At 46.0% G+C, this 20603-nt stretch carries 19 protein-coding genes and 1 other annotated feature; of the genes, 10 read left to right on the forward strand and 9 right to left on the reverse strand.

Annotated elements, in window-relative coordinates:
- Window positions 1-117: 117 nt before the first annotated feature.
- Window positions 118-555 carry a universal stress protein gene (locus tag P401_RS0110090; RefSeq protein ID WP_029342342.1) on the forward strand — a complete coding sequence of 146 codons (438 nt, stop codon included), beginning with the start codon at window positions 118-120 and terminating at the stop codon, window positions 553-555.
- 109 nt (window positions 556-664) lie between these two features.
- Here the strand turns inward: P401_RS0110090 and P401_RS0110095 are convergent, their stop codons facing one another.
- From P401_RS0110095 to tpx, 4 genes are all read right to left on the reverse strand, one after another.
- Complete coding sequence (locus tag P401_RS0110095) at window positions 665-1270, reverse strand: 3D domain-containing protein (RefSeq protein WP_029342343.1); 606 nt, start codon at window positions 1268-1270, stop codon at window positions 665-667.
- A 306-nt stretch (window positions 1271-1576) separates the two neighbouring features.
- Window positions 1577-2788 (reverse strand): acetate kinase, encoded by a 1212-nt coding sequence (locus P401_RS0110100; RefSeq protein ID WP_029342344.1) that lies wholly within the window; start codon window positions 2786-2788, stop codon window positions 1577-1579.
- A 120-nt stretch (window positions 2789-2908) separates the two neighbouring features.
- Window positions 2909-3817, reverse strand: coding sequence for a class I SAM-dependent methyltransferase (locus P401_RS0110105; protein ID WP_029342345.1), 909 nt, complete (start codon window positions 3815-3817; stop codon window positions 2909-2911).
- Window positions 3818-3918: 101 nt separating this feature from the next.
- On the reverse strand, window positions 3919-4416 hold the full coding sequence (gene tpx, locus P401_RS0110110; protein ID WP_148662037.1) for a thiol peroxidase: 498 nt from the start codon (window positions 4414-4416) through the stop codon (window positions 3919-3921).
- Window positions 4417-4581: 165 nt separating this feature from the next.
- On the opposite strand from tpx, the gene P401_RS0110115 reads away from it, so the two are divergent.
- Window positions 4582-5397 carry an NAD kinase gene (locus tag P401_RS0110115; RefSeq protein ID WP_023469054.1) on the forward strand — a complete coding sequence of 272 codons (816 nt, stop codon included), beginning with the start codon at window positions 4582-4584 and terminating at the stop codon, window positions 5395-5397.
- Between the two features lie 92 nt (window positions 5398-5489).
- A complete protein-coding gene (locus P401_RS0110120; protein WP_029342347.1) occupies window positions 5490-6254 on the forward strand; it encodes a MerR family transcriptional regulator in 765 nt (254 codons plus the stop codon).
- Here the strand turns inward: P401_RS0110120 and P401_RS0110125 are convergent.
- The 3 genes from P401_RS0110125 to P401_RS18895 form a co-directional block, all read right to left on the reverse strand.
- Window positions 6246-7805, reverse strand: coding sequence for an amidohydrolase (locus P401_RS0110125; protein WP_029342348.1), 1560 nt, complete (start codon window positions 7803-7805; stop codon window positions 6246-6248). The two genes, P401_RS0110120 and P401_RS0110125, sit on opposite strands and share 9 nt — an antisense overlap.
- A gap of 67 nt (window positions 7806-7872) precedes the next feature.
- The gene (locus P401_RS18890) at window positions 7873-8640 is read right to left on the reverse strand and encodes a septation ring formation regulator EzrA (protein WP_236627108.1); all 768 of its coding nucleotides are present in this window, start codon (window positions 8638-8640) and stop codon (window positions 7873-7875) included.
- Entirely contained in the window at window positions 8612-9580 is a 969-nt protein-coding gene (locus tag P401_RS18895; protein ID WP_236627109.1) for a septation ring formation regulator EzrA, read from the reverse strand. The genes P401_RS18890 and P401_RS18895 overlap by 29 nt, the downstream gene beginning before the upstream one ends.
- 223 nt (window positions 9581-9803) lie before the next feature.
- Here P401_RS18895 and P401_RS0110135 point away from each other — a divergent pair, with 223 nt between their 5' ends.
- The 3 genes from P401_RS0110135 to P401_RS0110145 all read left to right on the forward strand — a co-directional run bounded on the left by P401_RS0110135 (window position 9804) and on the right by P401_RS0110145 (window position 11803).
- Window positions 9804-10289, forward strand: a complete 486-nt coding sequence (locus tag P401_RS0110135) for a GAF domain-containing protein (protein ID WP_023469058.1) — start codon at window positions 9804-9806, stop codon at window positions 10287-10289.
- A gap of 233 nt (window positions 10290-10522) precedes the next feature.
- Entirely contained in the window at window positions 10523-11122 is a 600-nt protein-coding gene (gene rpsD / locus P401_RS0110140; RefSeq protein WP_023469059.1) for a 30S ribosomal protein S4, read from the forward strand.
- A gap of 153 nt (window positions 11123-11275) precedes the next feature.
- Complete coding sequence (locus P401_RS0110145; protein ID WP_029342349.1) at window positions 11276-11803, forward strand: biotin transporter BioY; 528 nt, start codon at window positions 11276-11278, stop codon at window positions 11801-11803.
- 215 nt (window positions 11804-12018) lie between these two features.
- On the opposite strand, the gene tyrS is transcribed toward P401_RS0110145, so the two are convergent.
- Window positions 12019-13266 carry a tyrosine--tRNA ligase gene (tyrS, locus tag P401_RS0110150; RefSeq protein WP_029342350.1) on the reverse strand — a complete coding sequence of 416 codons (1248 nt, stop codon included), beginning with the start codon at window positions 13264-13266 and terminating at the stop codon, window positions 12019-12021.
- Window positions 13267-13322: 56 nt separating this feature from the next.
- Window positions 13323-13529 (reverse strand) — a binding site (T-box leader).
- Between the two features lie 148 nt (window positions 13530-13677).
- Between tyrS and P401_RS0110155 the strand changes: the two genes are divergently transcribed.
- Window positions 13678-15999: a transglycosylase domain-containing protein gene (locus P401_RS0110155; protein ID WP_236627110.1), complete on the forward strand. Its 2322-nt coding sequence runs from the start codon at window positions 13678-13680 to the stop codon at window positions 15997-15999.
- Window positions 16000-16264: 265 nt separating this feature from the next.
- Here the strand turns inward: P401_RS0110155 and acsA are convergent, their stop codons facing one another.
- Complete coding sequence (acsA, locus tag P401_RS0110165; RefSeq protein ID WP_029342353.1) at window positions 16265-17968, reverse strand: acetate--CoA ligase; 1704 nt, start codon at window positions 17966-17968, stop codon at window positions 16265-16267.
- A 146-nt stretch (window positions 17969-18114) separates the two neighbouring features.
- On the opposite strand from acsA, the gene P401_RS0110170 reads away from it, so the two are divergent.
- Genes P401_RS0110170 through P401_RS0110180 form a run of 3 tightly spaced genes read left to right on the forward strand, consistent with a single transcriptional unit; the run spans window position 18115 to window position 20588 of the window.
- Window positions 18115-18747 carry a GNAT family N-acetyltransferase gene (locus P401_RS0110170; RefSeq protein ID WP_023469064.1) on the forward strand — a complete coding sequence of 211 codons (633 nt, stop codon included), beginning with the start codon at window positions 18115-18117 and terminating at the stop codon, window positions 18745-18747.
- Between the two features lie 18 nt (window positions 18748-18765).
- Window positions 18766-19398 (forward strand): acetoin utilization AcuB family protein, encoded by a 633-nt coding sequence (locus P401_RS0110175; RefSeq protein ID WP_029342354.1) that lies wholly within the window; start codon window positions 18766-18768, stop codon window positions 19396-19398.
- Complete coding sequence (locus tag P401_RS0110180; RefSeq protein WP_029342355.1) at window positions 19395-20588, forward strand: acetoin utilization protein AcuC; 1194 nt, start codon at window positions 19395-19397, stop codon at window positions 20586-20588. The genes P401_RS0110175 and P401_RS0110180 overlap by 4 nt, the downstream gene beginning before the upstream one ends.
- Window positions 20589-20603: the final 15 nt, after the last annotated feature.

The following is a 20603-nucleotide window of genomic DNA, read 5'->3' on the forward strand; positions in this document are numbered from 1 at the left end:
CGGAACGGAAAGGAAGGACAATTTTTAGAACTCACTGAATGTTTCATCCGCTCCCAGTAAGAGAATGGTATAATTAGGGTGTACTCATCATATCGATTACGAAGGGATGGATTCATCATGGCAATCGTCTATCATAATGTACTTGTAGCAGTAGATGGCTCAAAAGAGGCAGAACGTGCCTTCGAGACGGCAATCGATGTTTCATTGCGAAATGATGCAAAATTGATCATCGCACACGTCATTGATACACGGACATTCGCAACGGTAGAAGCATATGACCGCACCATCACGGAGCGTGCCGAATCTTACGCGAAGGAATTGCTAGACGAATACGTCAAGACCGCTCAAGATCGCGGTGTACAGGAAGTCGAAGTAGCGATTGAATACGGCTCACCGAAAGTAACGATCGCCAAAAAGCTTGCCCCTAATCACGATGCCGATTTAATCATCTGTGGCGCAACTGGTTTAAACGCTGTTGAGCGTTTCTTCATCGGTAGTGTCTCTGAAAGCATTACGCGTTACGCAAAATGTGACGTTTTGATCGTCCGTTTATGAACCACTCTTCACCAAAAAGCCTCGCTTCCTTCATTTCAAAGGAAGCGAGGCTTTTTTGACGACCTACTTAATCAAAAAAACCATCGAACCAATGTCCGATGGTTTAAAATCATTTGTATTTTACTGTGACCGTACGACGACCCCAGTTGAATGCTTCTGAACGAGAGTAGTAAAGGATATCCAGCTTCTTGCCTTTGATGGCACCGCCAGTATCAGCGGCTGTATACGTTCCTTTTAATTTCCCTTTGTAATACACTTTCACTGTCGAACGAAGTGGAATGACACGTGGATCAACCGCTACGACTTTCTTTTTCGAGCTTTTGATGTTCCAACCGATTGCTGTCAGATTACCACTACCTGGATCATACGGCGTGTAAGCTGTTGCGCTTACGTTCGTGATTGTTTTCCAACCACCTGTCGATTGTTTTTTCGAACTGCTTGACGTCACGACTTTCGAGTAGCTTGCGCTAAGGTAAGCTGTTTTACCTTTGTAACTTACTTTATACCAGTTACCTGTTTTTGCTTTGTACGATAACGTTTGGTTCTTATATAGAAGACCGAGCTTTTTCGAAGAAGTAGTAGCTTTCTGACGAATGACTAGGCTATCGACTGTTGACTTGACGCTTTTCTTAGTTGCAGCCTCTGCTTGAAGACCTGCGAACGAACTGAGTGCTAACACGACCGTTAAAACACTTGCGAGCATCCGTTTCATCATGTATTTTCTCCTCCATCATTGTTTCGTGTTTGTTAACTGAGATTAATATACATGACAAAACGAAGTAGTGCCGTTACATATAGACCACAAAAATATGTCTGTACTATTACTTTTATGTTACAAAAGACTCATTTTTTTAAGAAATCGATCATTTTTGGGTTTATTTTTACAAAGATGACGATTCATTTTTCGTTATATGACAAACACCGTAACAATAGATCGTATGTTCGTATATTCTATTTCTTAGATTTTATAAAAAAAGACTGAATCGTTGGAATAACGACTCAGTCTTTTTGATTGAAACGATTATGCGTTTTGAGCAACTAATCCACCAACACGAACCGTGTCGCGTGCAATCATCAATTCCTCATTCGTTGGAATGATGATGACTTTAACTGGTGAGTGTGGGTAGTTAATGAAGAGTTCTTCTCCACGAGCTCCAGTGTTGAGTGATGGATCCCAGTAAACGCCCATGAATTCAAGACCACGTAAGACACGCTCACGGATTGAATCTGAGTTTTCTCCGACGCCCGCTGTGAAGATGATCGCATCGACACCATTCATCTCAGCAGCGTATTGCCCGATGTAACCGTGGATACGGTTAGCAAAGATACGGAGTGCCATCTCTGAACGATGATTTCCTTCTTTAGCAGCTGTCTGGACATCACGCAAGTCACTTGAGAGACCTGAAAGACCGTAGATTCCAGACTCTTTGTTCATGACGTTCAAGACGTCCTCTGCTGTTTTCCCTGTTTTCTCCATCAAGAATGGAATCAACGCTGGGTCAAGTGAACCAGAACGTGTTCCCATTGTGATCCCTTCAAACGGTGTGAAGCCCATTGTCGTATCGATTGATTCGCCACCCGAAACTGCTGCGATCGATGCTCCGCTACCTAAGTGACATGAAATCAAACGGAGGTCTTTTAACGGACGACCGAGTAATTCAGATGCACGTTCCGTAACGTATTTGTGGCTCGTACCGTGGAAACCATATTTACGGATGCCGTATTCTGTATAGTAATCATACGGCAAGCTGTAAAGGAAGTTTTCTTCTGGCATCGTTTGGTGGAACGCCGTATCGAAGACTGCCACTTGTGGTACTTCCGGAAGCAATGCTTGGAATGCCCGGATTCCGATCAAGTTTGGTGGAATGTGAAGTGGTCCGAGTTCTGTGTACGACTCGATATCGTGCATGACTTCATCTGTAATCAATACAGAGTCTGCATATTTTTCTTTACCATGAAGCACACGGTGTCCAACACCTTTAATCTCATCGTAAGACGAGATGATTCCGAACTCCATCAATTTTTCGAGTGACAACTCGACTGCTTCTTTATGTGTTGCAAGTGGGAGGACATCTGTATACTTTTGTCCTTCACCATATTTAATCGTAAAGATTGCATCGTCTTTACCAACGCGTTCAACGAGTCCGACTGCAATCATCGTTTCGTTCGGCATTTCGAGCAATTGGAACTTCAAAGACGAACTACCTGCGTTTACCGCCATAATTTTTGCCATGATTTTTCCCCTTTTCCATTTGAATCCAATGAACATTCACATCTGTTTAGGTTTTCTTCTATTTCTGTTCTACAACTAGAATAGTCAAATTAACGACAGATTTCAATCACTTTGCGTAATTCATTTTAATTCTGTGTTAATCCATTCATCAATCTGTTTCACCATACCACCAAAGGCGCGGGCATCTGTGAACGATGGCAACTCAGCAAGCAATGCTTGTTTCGGCATCTTCATACCGGCTAAATGATTACGGACGATCAAATAACTTTTTGCTGCCTGTTCTTGTTTGAACATCGTGAGCGGCAACTGCAAAATACCGATGACATGCGCTTTTGATTCGAAGTACTGTTTCAACTTCCCTTCCGTATCATGTTGGAACAGACCGTTCGGAATGACAAAGACACCAAATCCACCTGGTTTGACGTATTGCATCGCCTGTTCAATCAACAAGAAATGACTATAGCTCATCCCTTCGTCTCGTTTCAAGATGTAAGAAGCGGCAGCCTCTTCATCCGGATAATAACCGACAGGAAGATCAGCCATCGCAAGATCAACTGGATCTAACAATAATGGTCGTAAGGCATCTTGATGGGTATACGTGACTGGATAGTCGAGTAATTCCGTTACCGCTGCTGATAAACGAATCAATGTCTCATCTACCTCGACCGCCTCAGCGGCTGTACCTGTCGAAAGCTGACTTAAGACAGCATGTAACATGCCACCCGCCCCACTCCCCAACTCAAGTAATCGGATGTCCTCCTTACCTACCAATTTCCCGATTAGATAACCAGCAAACAAAGCGACACTGTCTGGCGTCGGCAAATGGTTCGGTTGCGCTTGTTTCATCCCTTCTAAAATAGCAAGCGACACTGCCTTCCGAATGACTTCTTTATCTACATTTTCAGTATGACGATCGTTCAATCGATCAATCACCGTCGTCAACGCTTCTAAATAGGGCATATCAAGATCACGTTCGATTTGTTTTGTTTGACGTGTTAATTCCTTATATAACTTTTCTAACGGCTCCATGTACGTCATCCTCTCCAAAACGAAACGGCCCCCCCGTAGAGCGGGAGCCGTTTCTATCATTAGTTCCATTGTAACGCTTCAGCGGCGTTTGTAAACCATTCTTACTTCGCTTCACGCGCTGCAGCGAGTGCTGCTTCAAAATTAACTTCGTCTGTTGATTCTTCAAGATATTCAACGTACGTGATCTCGTTGTTTGAATCAAGAACGAAAACAGAACGTGCAAGCAGGCGTAATTCTTCGATGGCTACGCCATACTGTGTACCGAATGAAAGATCGCGGTGATCAGACAACGTCACGACTTGATCGAGACCGCTTGATGCGCACCAGCGACGTTGTGCGAACGGAAGGTCGTTTGAGATCGTCATGACCGTCACACCTTCGATTGTTGCTGCTTCTTCATTGAATTTGCGTGTCTGCGCATCACAAACGCCTGTATCGATTGATGGGACAACGCTGATGATTCGAACACCTTGATATGTATCACGTGTTACCGGTGATAAGTCGTTAGCTAACACTTGAAAGTCAGGTGCTGTTTGTCCGACTTGAACTGCTGTACCTTGAAGTGTGATTGGATTTCCTTTAAAAGTTGCCATATGAATTCCCCATTTCCCCTGATTGGATATACTGTATTTTCTATTTAACTATAGGAATGATCTGCGAAGATGGCAAGCATTCTGCCATAATTGATGGACTTCAGTACCCGTCTTTCCAAAAAACAGGTATAATGAAAGAGTTCATGAAACGCTTTCAAGGGGGAATTGACCATGGCTCGAAATAATGTCTACCTGTACTACCGAAATACACAAAGACACGAGACGCAGGTGCGAAAGTTGATTGATGTCGGTACACGATATGGACTGAACGTCGTCCAAGATCACCGACAAGCAAACATCATCGTCTCGATTGGTGGAGATGGGGCTTTCTTGCAAGCGGCACGCTTCACAGGTTTCCGTGATGATGCCATCTATGTTGGATTCGCTGAAGGACCAAACTCGTTCTACTGTGATTTTGATATCAATGATCTTTCGGCGGTCGAAGCGATCTTTAAAGAGACAGGCAACCGTGTCTCGGATGGTGAAATCGAAGTACGTCGTTATCCACTGCTCGAAGCATCCATCAACGGTGGACCACCGATGCTCTGTCTGAACGAATGTTCCGTGAAGTCGAGCATCATCAAATCACTCGCGATCGAAGTCTATATCGATGACTTCCTGTTTGAGACATTCCGCGGGGATGGAATGGTCATCTCAACACCGACGGGCTCTACGGCTTATAATAAGTCACTCTCTGGTGCGATCGTCGATCCATTGATCCACTGTCTTCAAGTCAGCGAAATTGCTTCGGTCAACAACAACCGGTACCGGACACTCGGTTCTGCTTTCCTACTGAACCGTGGACGGAAACTCTCGTTACGCATCATCGAAGACGGAAACGACTATCCGATCATCGGGATGGATAACGAAGCACTCAGTCTCACACGAACAGATTCAGTCGATATCCAACTTTCTGAAAAAGAACTGAAAACCGTCAAACTGACGAATAATACATTTTGGCATAAGATTCAACGCTCGTTCTTATGACAATAAAAAAATCTGCCTCCTCGGGGCAGATTTTTTATTGCGTCTTCCGTTACGTCACCCCTTATACTCCAATCAAAGGAGGTACACAACTGATGTATTCCACTCAGGAAATTGCCAAACTGACCGGCGTCACAAAACGAACACTCTATCATTATGAGACGATCGGTCTCCTCGTGCCAAAGCGTACCGATGCCGGTCACCGAAGTTACAGCAGAGAGGATCTTTTACGTTTACAACAAATCCTGCTCTATCGTTCACTTGATTTTCCACTGTCAGAAATCCGAAGATTACTCACGCAACCTGATTCCAATCATCATACGACACTGAAAAAGCAGATTGCGCTTCTTCAAGAAAAAGCTTCGCATTATCAAATGCTCGCTCAACTCGCTGAACAGACATTACTCACGTTAAAAGGAGGACTCCCCATGAAAGACGAACAATTATTCCGTGGTTTACGGCATGATGAGATCGTTACGCATGAAAAGCAACATGCAGATGAAGTCCAAAAACACTACGGCGACACCGACGCCTATCGAATCAGTGCAAAAAGACTACAACAACGTACTCCGAATGAGAAAGAACAACTGAGCACCATGCACAAACAGCTCGATCAGCGCTTGACGGTCCTTTACCGTGACGGGCGCATGACTACGGATCCAGACGTTCAACAAGTCGTCAAAGATCAACATGACTTCATCGATACGTACTATTACCCATGCGCATTATCTCTCTTTGCCTCACTCGGTCAGATGTATGTGTCTGACGAACGATTCCGTGCCTATTACGATGCGTATGCCCCTGGACTATCCACGTTCTATTCGGAAGCTATTTCACACTATGCGCAAACATCACACTAACGCGGCTTCCGCCTGATAAACGGTTTTTCCAGCTTGGACCGTCTCGACCAAACGGTTATTTAAGATCGCTTCCCCACGCAGGCGATAGAAGTCTTCTTCAAAGATGACGAAGTCGGCATCATAGCCAGGTAAGAGCAATCCTTTTCGACCATGTGTTTCCGTCGCGAGATGTGGATTTTTCGTAAAGAGCAATAAGGCTTCAAACATCGATAACGTCTCGTTCGTTTTATTGACACGCCCTGCCGTTCCTTCGGTTGCTGCATAAAGCGACCGTCGGACATCGGGGTCAGAGATCGGCGCATCTGCTCCGCCGCACAATAATGCGCCGGTCTCAGCTAACGAACGTAAGCGATAACTCCAGTCTAAGCGGTTCAACCCGAGTCGATCGACGATGAAATCGGCGTCATCCAGTAAAAAGACCGGTTGGACGTCAATCAAGACCGGTAACTTCCGAATTCGCGCAAGCGTTTCTGGTCGGACGACCGTCGCATGAATGATGCGATCTCGTTTCCCTTTTGGCGCAGGATACTTCTCGAGCACCTGTACGAACCGCTCGATCGCTAAATCCCCGATGACGTGTGCCGCGACTGTGAACCCGTAACTACGTGCACGTTTGACGAGTTGCTCGAGTTGTTCTGGCGTATGCACTTCAATACCACGTGTCGTCGGATCATCGGAATAACCACGACCGAGAAGAGCTGTTCGTCCTCCGAGAGCGCCGTCGACGAACAGTTTCATCGCACCAATTGACATCGTTGACGGTAAAGTAGGTTGTTGTTGCACGAACTCATCAATGACAAGATGATGCACGAGCAAATGCGTATGGAAGCCTGTCTCTTGCGTCACTTCCTTATAGGCTTGCAAGATGTCCGCGACATCACCGTGATACGACAAGTCTTCTGTGTGTGCCGCAATGATGCCGTATTGGTATAAATTCTTAATCGCTGACCGGAGGGACGATTTATTCCGCTCCAAGTTTCCAGCTTGTAACGCATATAAAGGTTCAAGCGCCGCATCGTACAAGAATCCGTCAGCTTCACCATTATCCGATATACCGACCTTTCCACCTTCGATGACAGTCGACGCTTTATATCCGAGCTGTTGGAACAAGACATCGTTGACAAGTGCTGTATGCCGGTCTGTTCGTTTCAACAAGGCAGGTGCATCAGGGAACAACTGATTGAGCCATGCTTTCGTCGGTGCACGATCAAGCTTCGTTTCGTCATAGCCTTCTGCCACATGGATCCCATTGACTGGTTCCGCCTTGAGAAAAGCTTGCCCTAACGCTTCAAGCGTCGTATAGCGCGAGGCATCGACACGATTGATCGCTTCCCCGTAACCGATCAGATGAATATGCGCATCCGTAAAGGCTGGATATACAGCTTTTCCGTTCAAGTCGTGAATTTGATCAATACGTCTACCGAAACGGCGGCGTAGCTTTCCTTCCTCTCCCATCGCGATGATCCGCGTCTTCTCGACGAACATCGCTGAATGGACATCCTCTTCGTGTGCCATCGTTCGAATCAATCCGTTTACGTATAGTGTTCCCATTCCACTCACTCCTCTTTTTACAAAAATAGGGTGACCATGACGGTCACCCTGAATTGTCGATCCTGATTTAAACGTGCAATGTTTCTTCTGGTGCACACGACCGTTTAATACGTTCGATCGCGGCCGGATCGTATTCATTTAGGACACGTTCCGCTAAGACAATCGTTCGTTCATAGTCTCCCGCTAAGAACTTCGTTTCCGCGATCGTCAGCGACATATGTATCTCGTTGTCGTGGCGACGGTACCGGTTCGCATACTGGACGAGCCGTTCGGCATACGTGACTTCGAACACTAATGTATCTAACCGTTCTTGCACATGTTTAAACGTTTCTTGGACGTCTTGACTTTGTGCGACGATCGATCGAACGTTAAACGGTAACTCTTCGAGCCGTGTTTCAAGCGTCTGCAGTGAACGATTCGCATTTCGGAGCGCTTCTTCCACCTCAGCCGGTAAGTTCGGTAATCCGAGTCGTTTCAGACGGAGACGTGTCTGCGACAGCTGATGACGCCATTCGACGATTCGTTCGCGAACTTCCGTCTCTTCTTTTCGAAGTGCCTGGAGTTCGACCGTAAAGCGTTCGTACTGAATCATCAACTGTTCTTCGAGGCGAATCGCATCGCGCATCTGATCTTCGAGCATACTGAACGGAATGATTTTTCCGGCAATCGACTCATCGAGATCTTTTGCAGCTTCAAACAGTAGCTCTTCGTCACGCTGGATCGTCTCATAATGAATCCCTAAATCTGCTGAGATTTCATATTTTTCACGTAAGATGCTGAATTCTTGTGCCAATTGATGAATCCGTTCACGCATCCGTAGCGCTTTTTGTTTCAAGAATTGATTTTCTTTTTTTCACTTGATGACGCGCATCGACCTCACGACGGAATGTATCATACATTTGATCAACATCGGCCGATAACTGTTGAATCGCCTCTTCCAACCCGTCGACTTCTAGCATTTCGATTTTCTCAGAGAGGCTCAGACGTTGTTCCTCGAACCGTTTGATCTCGGATTGGAGACCGAGTGGTTCAAGTGGGTACCCATCTAACGACATCTCCTTATAGCCCGCTCCAAGCTGATCAATCCGTTGACGCAATTCATGAGCGAGAATCTTCCATTGTTTCGGTACGAGTTCGACGAGTTGACGCGTCGTTGCTACTTCTTGCTCGAGTAACAAGCTTGTTTCATACACCTTCGTCACTTCACCTGAAGCTTCGTACTGACACATCTCATTCCAGTGCGCGTCGATCTGTTCACTTCGTTCTTCCAGACGCGCAAGCGCCGGACCGAATGAATTCGCTTGAATCAATAATGATTTCCGAACTTGCCCTGAATCGGCTTCCCCTTGCGCTTTCAGTTCGGCTAGAACCGATTGATTCGTTTTGAACGTCGACATCTCGACGAGCATTTCATCGATCAATCCTTCGAGTTCCGCAATCAATTGTTCCGTTACTTCGAGGTCATTCTTGACGGCGATGAACCGATATTTATCGAGCGCTTCCTCCGCCCGGTAAAGGGTCTCATCGATTTGGGCGACGTGGACCGTTAATAACTCTTCCCACGCTTGATGCCAGGAGCTGAACTTCGTCTCCGTCTCACCCGCCATCGGTAGTTGCTTTAAGTCCTGCAACTCCTTTGGAATCGATGCACTGACGATGCCTTGTTTGCGCATATCAAGTTCATCGATTTTCGCGTAGTATTTTTTTCGACTGATCATGCTAAATAGCATGACGAGTAATACGATGACGATGACTCCGATCACCCATGCCCACATTTGTCACGACCTCCACTCTGTCCTACGACTTTAGATTTTCTCTAAATCGCAATAATCTTATCCTTATAATAGTATAGCGCAACCGTTTTGCATAGATTTACAAGGGCTTTTCCTGATTTCTTCCGCTGTTTTGAATCCTTTTTCCAAAAATCAATTGTTTGTCAGCTACGCAAAAACTCGTTAAACTAAAAAAAATACGCTTTTCATGGGAGGAATTTTTATTATGTTCGAAACAAAGACATATGAAGGTGACCGGACGAAACAATATGACATGCTCTCAAAACAACTTGATGCGTTATTAATGGGAGAAGACAATCAAGTTGCGAACTTATCGAATGCGAGCGCGTTGCTCAACCAGTTCCTCGACCGTATCAACTGGGTCGGCTTCTATTTGACGGATACGGAGCAAAACCAACTTGTCCTCGGACCGTTCCAAGGACTTCCAGCATGTGTCCGTATTCCATTCGGTCGTGGTGTCTGCGGAACATCTGCAGCAGAGCAAACGACACAACGAATCGAAGATGTGCATCAGTTCCCAGGTCACATCGCATGTGACGCGGCTTCGAATTCAGAAATCGTCATTCCACTCGTCAAAGACGGACAAACGATCGGTGTCCTCGATATCGACAGCCCAGAATTCAATCGTTTTGACGAAGTCGATCAAGCTGGTCTAGAAGCATTCTGTACGACTCTGCTTCGCCATCTGTAATTCTGATTGACAGTCGATTGTCCACACCGTATACTTGTAAAAGTGCAGAAATGATAACGATAGCGGTCAAATCGCTTACGTATCACATTTCATGACTCGGTGAATAACCGGAGGGGCATCGTGTAACTTTGCTATCAAGCGAGGGTGCCACATCATGAAATGGGCGTAATGTGGGTTTGATGGCGTTATTATTTTTATGCAAATAATAACGAACAATAAGGAGGAGTCTTATTATGGCTCGCTATACAGGTCCAGCTTGGAAACTCTCACGTCGTCTCGGTATCTCACTTACTGAAACAGGAAAAGAAATCGCAAAACGCCCTTACGCACCAGGTCAACACGGTAACAGCCGTCGTAAAGTATCTGAGTACGGTCTTCAACTTCAAGCGAAGCAAACACTTCGTCACATGTACGGAGTAAACGAACGCCAATTCAACCGTATCTTCAACGATGCTGGCAAAATGCCTGGTATCCACGGTGAGAACTTCATGTTCTTACTCGAAGCACGTCTTGATAACGTCGTTTACCGTATGGGTATGGCTCGTACACGTCGTGCTGCTCGTCAGCTCGTCAACCACGGTCACATCCAAGTTGATGGACAACGCGTTGATATCCCGTCATTCCGCGTGAAACCAGGTCAAACGATCTCAGTTCGCGAAAAATCGAAGAACTTTGTCGTTATCAAAGAAGCACTCGAAGTTGCTCCAGCAACTAAAGACTTCGTTACTTTCGATGCTGAGAAGCTCGAAGGAACATTCGTCCGTCTTCCAGAGCGTTCTGAATTGAACGATCAAATCCAAGAACAACTCGTCGTCGAGTACTACTCACGTTAATCGATTGTTCCAGCACTCACTTCGGTGGGTGCTTTTTTTATACCTATGACTAAAATGTATACCTGGTCTTAAAAAAAGAGTGACGTCATTTACCTGTTTGTGTTAACCTTTAAATATACATAGTTAACACAAACAGAAAAGAGGACTTCATTCATGAAAACAAGAGATTTAACATTCATTGCCCTTGGTGCTGCCATCATCGCAGCCGTCAGTTCTTTGCCACAGATTCAACTTGTCGGTGCCGTTCCGATCACGCTTCAGACGCTCGCGATCATGACGGTCAGCGCAATCCTTGGTGGCAAACGTGGCGGACTCGCTGTCTTGATTTTCTTATTACTCGCAGCAGCTGGTCTACCGGTGCTTGGCGGAAAAGGTGGACTTGCTCCATTCGTCGGACCAACCGTTGGGTACTTGATTGCCTTTCCGATTGCCGGTTTCTTCATCGGTCTTGTTGCAGAAAAAACGCGCCGCTTCGTTCCTCTCTTCATCGGGATGATCGTCTTCGGACTTGGTTTAGTTTACCTGCTTGGCACATTCGGTCTAATGGCTGTACTCGATCTATCGTTCAAAGATGCTTTTGCGATTAACTATCCGTTTGTCCTATGGGATACAATCAAAGCTGTCATCGCCACGACGATTGCCGTTCGCTTGTTACCACTCCGTTTATTCCGAACAGCTTAAAAATACGAGGCTGACTCATAAGTCAATTTATAAAAAGAAGAATGACTCGTTGCACGCAACTCCTACAGGAATAAGCGCATTTTTGCGCTGTCAGAGACAAACAAGACCCGCTTTCCTGCTGAAGTGAAGCAGGAAAACTGGCTTGTGTCTCGCCTGAGGAAAGGGCGTGAAAAGACAAGTCATTCTTTTTTGAGTTAACCCTATTTAATTGATCATCAAGCATGCTCGACGACGAAGTATTTTTTCTTTCCGCGACGTACGATCGTAAAGCGACCGATTGCATCAGCTTCCGTGATTTCTTTCGTTAAATCTTGCTCGCGTTCTCCGTTCAGGTAGATCGCACCGTTTGTTACGTCTTCACGTGCTTGACGTTTTGACGGACTGATCTTCGCCTCAACGAGAACGTCGACGAGGTTTGTCGCTTCACCGAGTGTAAAGCGTGGCATTCCTTTGAACGCATCTTCGATATCTTCGACTTGCAACGATTTAATATCTCCACTAAAGAGTGCCGTCGTAATACGTTGTGCTTGTGTCAGACCTTCTTCACCATGGACGAGAACGGTCATCTCTTCTGCGAGACGACGTTGTGCGACGCGCTTCTCTGGTGCTGCTTTAACTTCTTCTGCGAGCGCATCAAGTTCTTCGTGCGTTAAGAACGTGAAGTATTTCAAGAACTTGATGACGTCAAGATCGTCAACGTTGAACCAGAACTGGTAGAACTCGTACGGTGATGTTTTGTCAGCATCTAACCAAACCGCACCACCTGCTGTCTTACCGAACTTTTGACCGTCTGCTTTTGTAACGAGCGGTACCGTCAAACCGAATGCTTTTTCTTCATGACCGGCACGACGAATCAATTCCATCCCTGCTGTGATGTTCCCCCACTGGTCACTTCCTCCGACTTGAAGGCGGCATCCTTTGTCTTCGTAAAGTTTCAAGAAGTCAAACGATTGAAGTAACATGTATGAGAACTCAGTGAACGAGATTCCGTTTTGAAGTCGTGAGTCAACAGAGTCTTTCGCAAGCATGTAGCTGACCGGGAAGTGTTTTCCGATATCACGCAAGAAATCGATGATCGTCAAGTCTTTCGTCCAGTCCAAGTTATTGGCGATCGTGACCGGGTTCTCTCCTTCAAGCGGTAAGAAACGCGACAGTTGATCTTTAATCCGGTTTGCAAATTCTTCAACGATATCCGATGTGTTCAATGAACGTTCCGTTGCGCGACCACTCGGGTCTCCAATCATTCCCGTCGCCCCACCGACGAGACCTACGACATGGTGACCTGCTTGTTGGAATCGTTTTAAGACTAAAATCGGCAACAAGTGCCCGATGTGCAATGAATCAGCTGTTGGATCGAAACCCGTGTATAGCGTCGTTGGTGTCTCGAGTAATGTCTTAAGTCCTTCTTCATCCGTCATTTGGTTAATTAAACCGCGAAATTCTAAATCCTCTAATAACGTCATTGTGTCTCCTCCTAAAGTTCACTTTTAACAATAAAAAACCGTCCCTTCGTCTAAGACGAAGGGACGGAAAATTCCGTGGTACCACCCTGATTGCCCTTTACATAAAAGGACCACTTGGTTCGTCGATAACGGGACGGACCGCTTGATTTCTCAAGAAACTCCCGGAAGCGTAATTCGTAAGTTCACTGTGTCCTAGTTCGCAGCACCACTAGGTCTCTGTCACAGGGAGTGACTTACTACTGTATTCCGATCACTGTTTAACGTAATATATGAAAATAAGATGGTTTCATGATACGTCGAAGGCGAATCCGCTGTCAAGTCCGATTTTACTGGTGGATTTATGGTATAATACGTCTATCTGTGATTTAATATTAATTTACACCTAAGTTTAAGATGCAAAGGAGATCATTTATGCGCGAGAACTGGTTCAAGTTTTGGAATCACCCCCGGACGAAAGCCGTTCGGCACTGGTCGAATATCACATACGATGTTTCGTGGAACATCATTTTATTCCTCATCATAGCAGTCCTTCTCATCGGCAGCTTCTCTGTCGGAGCGGCTGGAGGATATTTCGCTTCCCTCGTCAAAGATACGAAAGCACCACCTTTGACTGAGATGAAACAAGAAGTGAACAGTTATGCGGTGACAAGTCAAATTTATTGGGGAAGTGGCGAAAAGCTGACGAACATCTCAACGGATGAAGAACGTCAGCCGGTTGATATCAAGAATATCTCCCCTTATTTAATTGATGCGCTTCTATCAACGGAAGACGTAGATTTTTATCAACATGATGGAGTCGTTCCAAAAGCGACTTTACGAGCAGTCTTACAAGAATTGACGAATTCAGCGTCACGCACCGGCGGAAGTACGCTGACACAACAATTAATTAAAAACCAAATCCTGACGAACGAAGTTTCATTCGAACGGAAAGCAAAAGAGATCATCTTAGCGCTCCGCCTTGAAAATGCGATGTCAAAAGATGAAATTTTACAGGCATATTTGAATGTCGTCTCATTCGGACGAAATTCACTCGGGCGTAACATCGCTGGTATCGAAGCTGCCTCCCAAGGGGTCTTCAACAAATCAGCGAAAAAACTGACGTTACCACAAGCAGCTTTCCTCGCTGGTATTCCGAAAAACCCTTACTACTACACACCTTATCTACAGGGCGGTGTCGTCAAAAAGGACTTGACGCCAAGTGTCAATCGGATGAAGACCGTGTTAAAGCGAATGTATGTCGCAAAAAACATTACGAAAGAACAATATGAAAAAGCAATCAAACACGACATCACGAAAGACTTCGCGAAACAGTCGAAACGTTCGCGTGACACGTATCCGTATGTCTATGATTTAGCAGAACGTGAAGCGACGAAGATCATGACGAAGTACTTGATGAAACAAGATGGTGTGAAAGAAGACGAAGTCAAACCGTCTGAACTGGCAGAAGTCCGGGCAAACTATCAAGATCAAGCACTGGTTGCACTCCGTCAAGGTGGATACAAAGTTCATATGACGCTAGATAAAAAAATTCATGAATCGATGCAACAACCTGCGAAGAACAACGGGAACTTCCCTGGCGGCATGCAGTACAAACAAGTCGTGGATCCAAAAACGAAAAAAACCGTTTCGAAACAAGATCCAGAAGAGACAGCTGCGGTCATGGTTCAGAATGAGACGGGTCGTATTCTCGGATTCGTTGGTGGACGTTACCTTGATGGAAAAGCCGATGATTTCAACCGAGCATTCCAAGCGAAACGTCAAATCGGGTCAACGGCAAAACCAATTCTCGTCTATTCGAACGGGATTGAAAATCGTTTAATCACTCCGGCATCTACCGTCAATGATGAAGAGTACTACTATCAGACCGTACCACGTCAACCAGGCGATCGTCCGATCAAGAACGAAGGTGGACGTTATCGTGGAAACGTGACGGTTCGTACAGCACTTGAACTCTCATTGAACGTACCTGCCGTTAAGATTTACGAGAAGATGAACATGTCGAACTCGATTCAAAAACTCGTCGATATGGGTGTTGAAGTACCGGATGCGATTCGTTATGCCCCTTCAGCAGCACTCGGAACGATGGAGATCACACCTGTCGAACTTGCCGGTGCTTACGCGACACTCGCCAACTATGGTGAATTCGTGCAACCATACGTCATTTCGAAAATCACGAAAGACGGAAAAGATATCTATAAAGCAAAACCGAAGAAAAAACGAATTTATGAACCACGAACAGCTTACCTGACGCTTGATATGATGCGTGGCGTCTTCTCAAAAGGTACAGCAACGTTTGCAAAAAGTCGATTAAACGTTCCTGGAGATTGGGCTGGTAAGACAGGTACGACGAACGATGTTAAAGACTCTTACCTTGTCGGTTCCACTCCTGGTGTAACGCTTGCCGTTTGGACAGGACACGATCAGAACAACTCGCTCATCGGTCCAACGACGTATTACCAACGAACACAAACGCTGTGGTCACAAATGGCGAATGCGACGTATGCCGCGAACAGTAGCTACTTCAAATCCGGTGCCCGCTTCACGCAACCATCTTCTGTAACAGCAAACGACTTTAAAAACAGTGGTCGCTTCAAAGAAGAAGATAAGAAGAAAAAAGCGGAAGAAGCAAAGAAAAAAAGCCGAAGCGAAGAAAAAGAAAGAAGCAGAAGAAAAGAAAAAAGAAGCGGACGCACAGAAGAAAGAAGAGCAACAAAAAGAACAAGATCAGGCTAAAGAAAAAGCTGAAGCTGATGCCAAGAAAAAAGCAGCCGACGACGCAAAACGTGCTGCCGACGCAAAAGCAAAAGCCGAAGCAGAGGCAAAAAAGAAAGCGGAAGCGGACGCTAAGCAAAAAGAAGCTGATGCTAAGAAGAAAGAAGCAGAGGCAAAGAAACAACAAGAACAACAGAAGAAACAAGATGAAAAGAAAAACGATGCTGCTTCTGAAAACTAACAAAAAGGATGAATCACCTGTCACGGTGATTCATCCTTTTTTCGTTCAATCTTCCATCGTCGACAGATCGCCTGTTTCAAGATTCAACTCCCACGCTTTCAGAACACGGCGCATGATTTTACCACTTCGTGTCTTCGGCAACTTATCTCGGAAATCGATTTCTCTCGGTGCTGCGTGAGCAGCAAGCCCCTCTTTAACGAATGCTTGGATTTCTTGTTTTAGCTCATCCGTTGGCTCGTAACCATCACGCAAGGCAATGAATGCCTTGATGATTTCACCGCGGACTGGATCTGGTTTCCCGATGACACCAGCTTCCGCGACAGCTGGATGCTCGACGAGACGACTTTCGACTTCAAACGGACCAACCCGTTCTCCAGCCGTCATGATGACGTCATCGACACGTCCTTGGAACCAGAAGTAACCTTCGTCATCCATATAGGCAGAATCCCCTGAGACATACCATCCTTTAAAGAAATACGATTCATATTTCTGCGGATTGTTCCAAATTTGACGCATCATCGATGGCCATGGTGTTTTTAAAGCAAGGTTCCCCATTCGGAATGGCGGTAACTCATTTCCTTGATCATCAATGATCGCAGCCTGAGTTCCTGGAATCGGTTTCCCCATCGATCCCGGTTTGATGTCCATCGACTTGTAGTTACAAATCATCATCGCGCCTGTCTCCGTCATCCACCATGTATCATGAATCCGTTGATCAAAGGCTTCTTTCCCCCAACGAATGACTTCTGGGTTCAACGGTTCGCCGACAGACAATACATGACGAAGACTTGAGAGATCATGATGATTTGCAACATCCGCTCCTGCTCCCATCAACATCCGGAAAGCCGTTGGTGCGCTATACCAGACCGTTACCTTGTACTTCTCGATGACACTGTACCAGAAATCCGGATTGAAGCGTCCACCGACGACGATGTTCGTCGCGCCATTCAAGAATGGTGCGAAGATACCGTAACTTGTTCCTGTGACCCACCCCGGGTCAGCCGTACACCAGTAGACATCATCTTCTTGGAGATCAAGTACCCAGCGACCTGTCATTAAGTGCTGAATCATCGCATTTTGAACGTGGAGCACACCTTTCGGCTTCCCTGTCGATCCTGAAGTGTAGTGCAGGATCAATCCGTCTTCACGATCTAACCAGACCGGTTCGAATACATCGGATGCTTGCTCGAACGCTTTGCGGAAATCGAGTAATGTGTCCGATTCTTCGGCATCTTCGTCGACAAGTACTACCTTTTCAAGTGATTCCAGTTCCCCAACTGGAACACGTGGGAGCAGTGCCTTCGTCGTCACGAGTAACTTCGCTTCAGAATCAAGCAGGCGATCACGGACCGCTTGTTCCATGAATGCTTCAAATAACGGACCGACGATTGCGCCTACTTTCAGTGCGCCAAGCAAGGCAAAATACAATTCCGGTGAACGTGGCATGAAGATGAAAATACGGTCACCCGTTTTGACCCCTGCATCGACTAATACGTTTGCCGCTTTATTCGTCAATCGTTTCATATCTGCATATGTGAATCGTTGTTCCGTCGTTCCATCGAAATAGATCAGCGCATCCTTGTTCGCTCGCTCGCCTTCTGCGTGGCGGTCAATTGCTTCATGAGCCATGTTGACTTTCCCCGTTGTCGCCCATGAAAAGTACTGCTCAGCATCTTTCCAGTCGTACGTGTTTGCTTCATCATACTCTGCTAACCAATGCTTCCCCGGAAGCGCTTTCAAAACTTTCATGTCTCGTTCCTCCCCTTCTATGTTTTCCTCTTTATTATAAGCTAGTTATCCGTCAGTTCAATCCATTTGCCGTCAATTTGTTAAAAAATCCCTCTCTTTGCTCAAGCGCTTTCGTCTATAATGAATAAGAAGGTGGTGACGCTTACATGTTTGAAAAACAATTCAATCATCGGACGCACGAAACATCACTCGGTCCTGTCGACATCGAAGGTCCCGTACCGAGTCAAACACTAGCAACGTATACACTCGATTCAGGGTTGACGGCTTTTCGTCCACCCGCTGAACAACATCAAGCGCTCGTTGAGATTGCGGATCTTGAAGAAGGACGGATCATCGTCGCTCGTCAAGGAACGGAAATCATCGGTTATGTGACTTACTTATACCCTGATCCCTATGAAACGTGGAGTGAAGGAAACAATCCGTACATCTTGGAACTCGGAGCGATTGAAGTCTCCTCTCGGTTCCGCGGACAACAGATCGGTAAAAAATTACTTGAAATCTCCATGCTGGACCCCGCCATGGAACACTATTTGATTTTAACGACTGAATATTATTGGCATTGGGACCTAAAAGGGAGCGGACTATCGGTCTGGGATTACCGGAAGATCATGGAGAAGATGATGAACCATGGTGGTCTCGTCTTCTTCCCGACCGACGATCCGGAAATCGCCTCCCATCCTGCCAACTGCCTGATGGCGCGTATCGGAAAACACGTCTCACCTGAAGTCGTCGCTCATTTTGATGCGCTACGCTTGAGAAGACGTTTCATGTATGACTGAGCTCGAGGAGGAATCGTCATGTTAATCGAACAAATCATGAATACGACGTGCATCACGATGCAACCGACGAATTCCATCGCGCATGCGGTTGAACTCATGCAACGTCATCAGATTCGTCATATTCTCGTCGTCAATGCCCGTCATGAACTCGTCGGTCTTGTCGGACTAAAGGAAATTCAAAGCGCAAGTAGCATCTTTCATCCGGATACGGCAAAACAAGACCTACAGTATCCGGTCTCAAGCATCATGAATGAAAGTCCTGTCACGGCCCACCCGCTCGATTTTCTCGAAGATGCGGCTGTGCTGTTTTATGAATATCGATTGACGTGTCTGCCAATCGTCCGCGGTCGACGCCTTGTCGGTGTCGTCACGGAAACGGATTTGTTACGGACATTCGTTCAATTGACGGGTGCACTCGAACCAAGTTCTCAAATCGAAATCCGTGTTGAAAACACTGCTGGAACATTAGCAAAAATTGCCGCACTGCTTGCCAAAACGAATATCAATATCTTAAATGTACTCGTGTATCCAACAGACGATCCGTATGTCCGGATCGTTGCGTTTCGTGTCCAGACGATGAATCCGATTCGGATCATCGACAAGTTGCGCAAAGAAGGATTCGATGTACTTGGACCGGATGTGAGCAGATGAAGGATTTTGCCTATCTGTACAGTCCTGAAGAAGCGACTTATCGGTTTTCGGAGACACATCCATTCAATCCGATTCGTCTCGAATTAACCGTTTCCTTACTTGAAGCGATGCATCAATTAGATGATATTCTTTGTATCGCGCCGCGTCATGCGACCGATGAAGAACTGGCACTCATTCATGATCAGGATTATATTGCTGCAGTCAAAGCAGCCGGGACCGGTGCATTAACGCCACTTAAAGCCCAAATGTATGGGTTAGGAACAGAAGATACACCTTTGTTCCAGGGGATGCATTCGGGCGCTTCTCTCCTTGTCGGCGGCACGATCGAAGCATGTGACCTCGTCTTATCTGGTCAATATAAACGAACCTTTCATATCGGTGGTGGATTGCATCACGGATTCCGAGGACGTGCCTCTGGTTTTTGTGTCTATAACGATACCGCTGTCGCCATGGCAGCCATGATTGAAAAATATCACTGTAAAATTCTTTATGTCGATACGGACGCCCATCATGGCGATGGGGTGCAATGGGCCTTTTATAATCGAAAGGACGTCATGACGTTATCGCTCCACGAAACAGGTCGTTATTTGTTTCCAGGAACGGGAATGGTGACGGAACGGGGATCTGAAGAAGGGTATGGATTTAGTTGGAACGTGCCACTGGACGCCTTTACGGAAGATGATTCGTTTTTACTCGCGTATGAGACGGCACTCTTTGAAGCCTGTGAATTGTTCCAACCGGATCTCATCATTACGCAAAATGGTGCCGATGCACACGCGCTTGATCCATTGACTCATCTATCCTTAACGATGAAAAGTTATGAACAGATACCTCAAATCGCCGTCGCTGCAGCAAATAAATATACGAATGGAAAAATCGTTGCTTTAGGAGGCGGTGGCTATGACTGGTATCGTGTCGTTCCCCGCGCGTGGAGTCAAGTTTTTGCTGCCATGACCGGACAAGCTCCATTCCATGGAGAGATTCCTATTTCATGGCAAGAACGTTGGAGTGGAGAAGAAACACCCCCGCCAACACACTGGCATGATCCAACGCCACTCTACCCGGCCATTCCGCGACGACCTGAAATCGAAGAAAAAAATTGGGAAACCGTCAAACGATTGATTTGGCCGTTCGTTAGCGATGAGCGTAAGAGACAATTGACTACGACTTCCCCCTACTCCGTTGATTAATTGACTTTGTATCTT

Source organism: Exiguobacterium acetylicum DSM 20416 (assembly GCF_000702605.1).
Taxonomy (GTDB): Bacteria; Bacillota; Bacilli; order Exiguobacteriales; family Exiguobacteriaceae; genus Exiguobacterium_A; species Exiguobacterium_A acetylicum.

Excerpts from the sequence above, each read along its gene's own strand:
- P401_RS0110090 (WP_029342342.1), top strand. The coding sequence starts at position 118 with ATGGCAATCGTCTATCATAATGTACTTGTAGCAGTAGATGGCTCAAAA.
- P401_RS0110095 (WP_029342343.1), bottom strand. The coding sequence starts at position 1,270 with ATGATGAAACGGATGCTCGCAAGTGTTTTAACGGTCGTGTTAGCACTC.
- P401_RS0110100 (WP_029342344.1), bottom strand. The coding sequence starts at position 2,788 with ATGGCAAAAATTATGGCGGTAAACGCAGGTAGTTCGTCTTTGAAGTTC.
- P401_RS0110105 (WP_029342345.1), bottom strand. The coding sequence starts at position 3,817 with ATGGAGCCGTTAGAAAAGTTATATAAGGAATTAACACGTCAAACAAAA.
- P401_RS0110115 (WP_023469054.1), top strand. The coding sequence starts at position 4,582 with ATGGCTCGAAATAATGTCTACCTGTACTACCGAAATACACAAAGACAC.
- P401_RS0110120 (WP_029342347.1), top strand. The coding sequence starts at position 5,490 with ATGTATTCCACTCAGGAAATTGCCAAACTGACCGGCGTCACAAAACGA.
- P401_RS0110125 (WP_029342348.1), bottom strand. The coding sequence starts at position 7,805 with ATGGGAACACTATACGTAAACGGATTGATTCGAACGATGGCACACGAA.
- P401_RS18895 (WP_236627109.1), bottom strand. The coding sequence starts at position 9,580 with ATGTGGGCATGGGTGATCGGAGTCATCGTCATCGTATTACTCGTCATG.
- P401_RS0110135 (WP_023469058.1), top strand. The coding sequence starts at position 9,804 with ATGTTCGAAACAAAGACATATGAAGGTGACCGGACGAAACAATATGAC.
- rpsD (WP_023469059.1), top strand. The coding sequence starts at position 10,523 with ATGGCTCGCTATACAGGTCCAGCTTGGAAACTCTCACGTCGTCTCGGT.
- P401_RS0110145 (WP_029342349.1), top strand. The coding sequence starts at position 11,276 with ATGAAAACAAGAGATTTAACATTCATTGCCCTTGGTGCTGCCATCATC.
- tyrS (WP_029342350.1), bottom strand. The coding sequence starts at position 13,266 with ATGACGTTATTAGAGGATTTAGAATTTCGCGGTTTAATTAACCAAATG.
- P401_RS0110155 (WP_236627110.1), top strand. The coding sequence starts at position 13,678 with ATGCGCGAGAACTGGTTCAAGTTTTGGAATCACCCCCGGACGAAAGCC.
- acsA (WP_029342353.1), bottom strand. The coding sequence starts at position 17,968 with ATGAAAGTTTTGAAAGCGCTTCCGGGGAAGCATTGGTTAGCAGAGTAT.
- P401_RS0110170 (WP_023469064.1), top strand. The coding sequence starts at position 18,115 with ATGTTTGAAAAACAATTCAATCATCGGACGCACGAAACATCACTCGGT.
- P401_RS0110175 (WP_029342354.1), top strand. The coding sequence starts at position 18,766 with ATGTTAATCGAACAAATCATGAATACGACGTGCATCACGATGCAACCG.
- P401_RS0110180 (WP_029342355.1), top strand. The coding sequence starts at position 19,395 with ATGAAGGATTTTGCCTATCTGTACAGTCCTGAAGAAGCGACTTATCGG.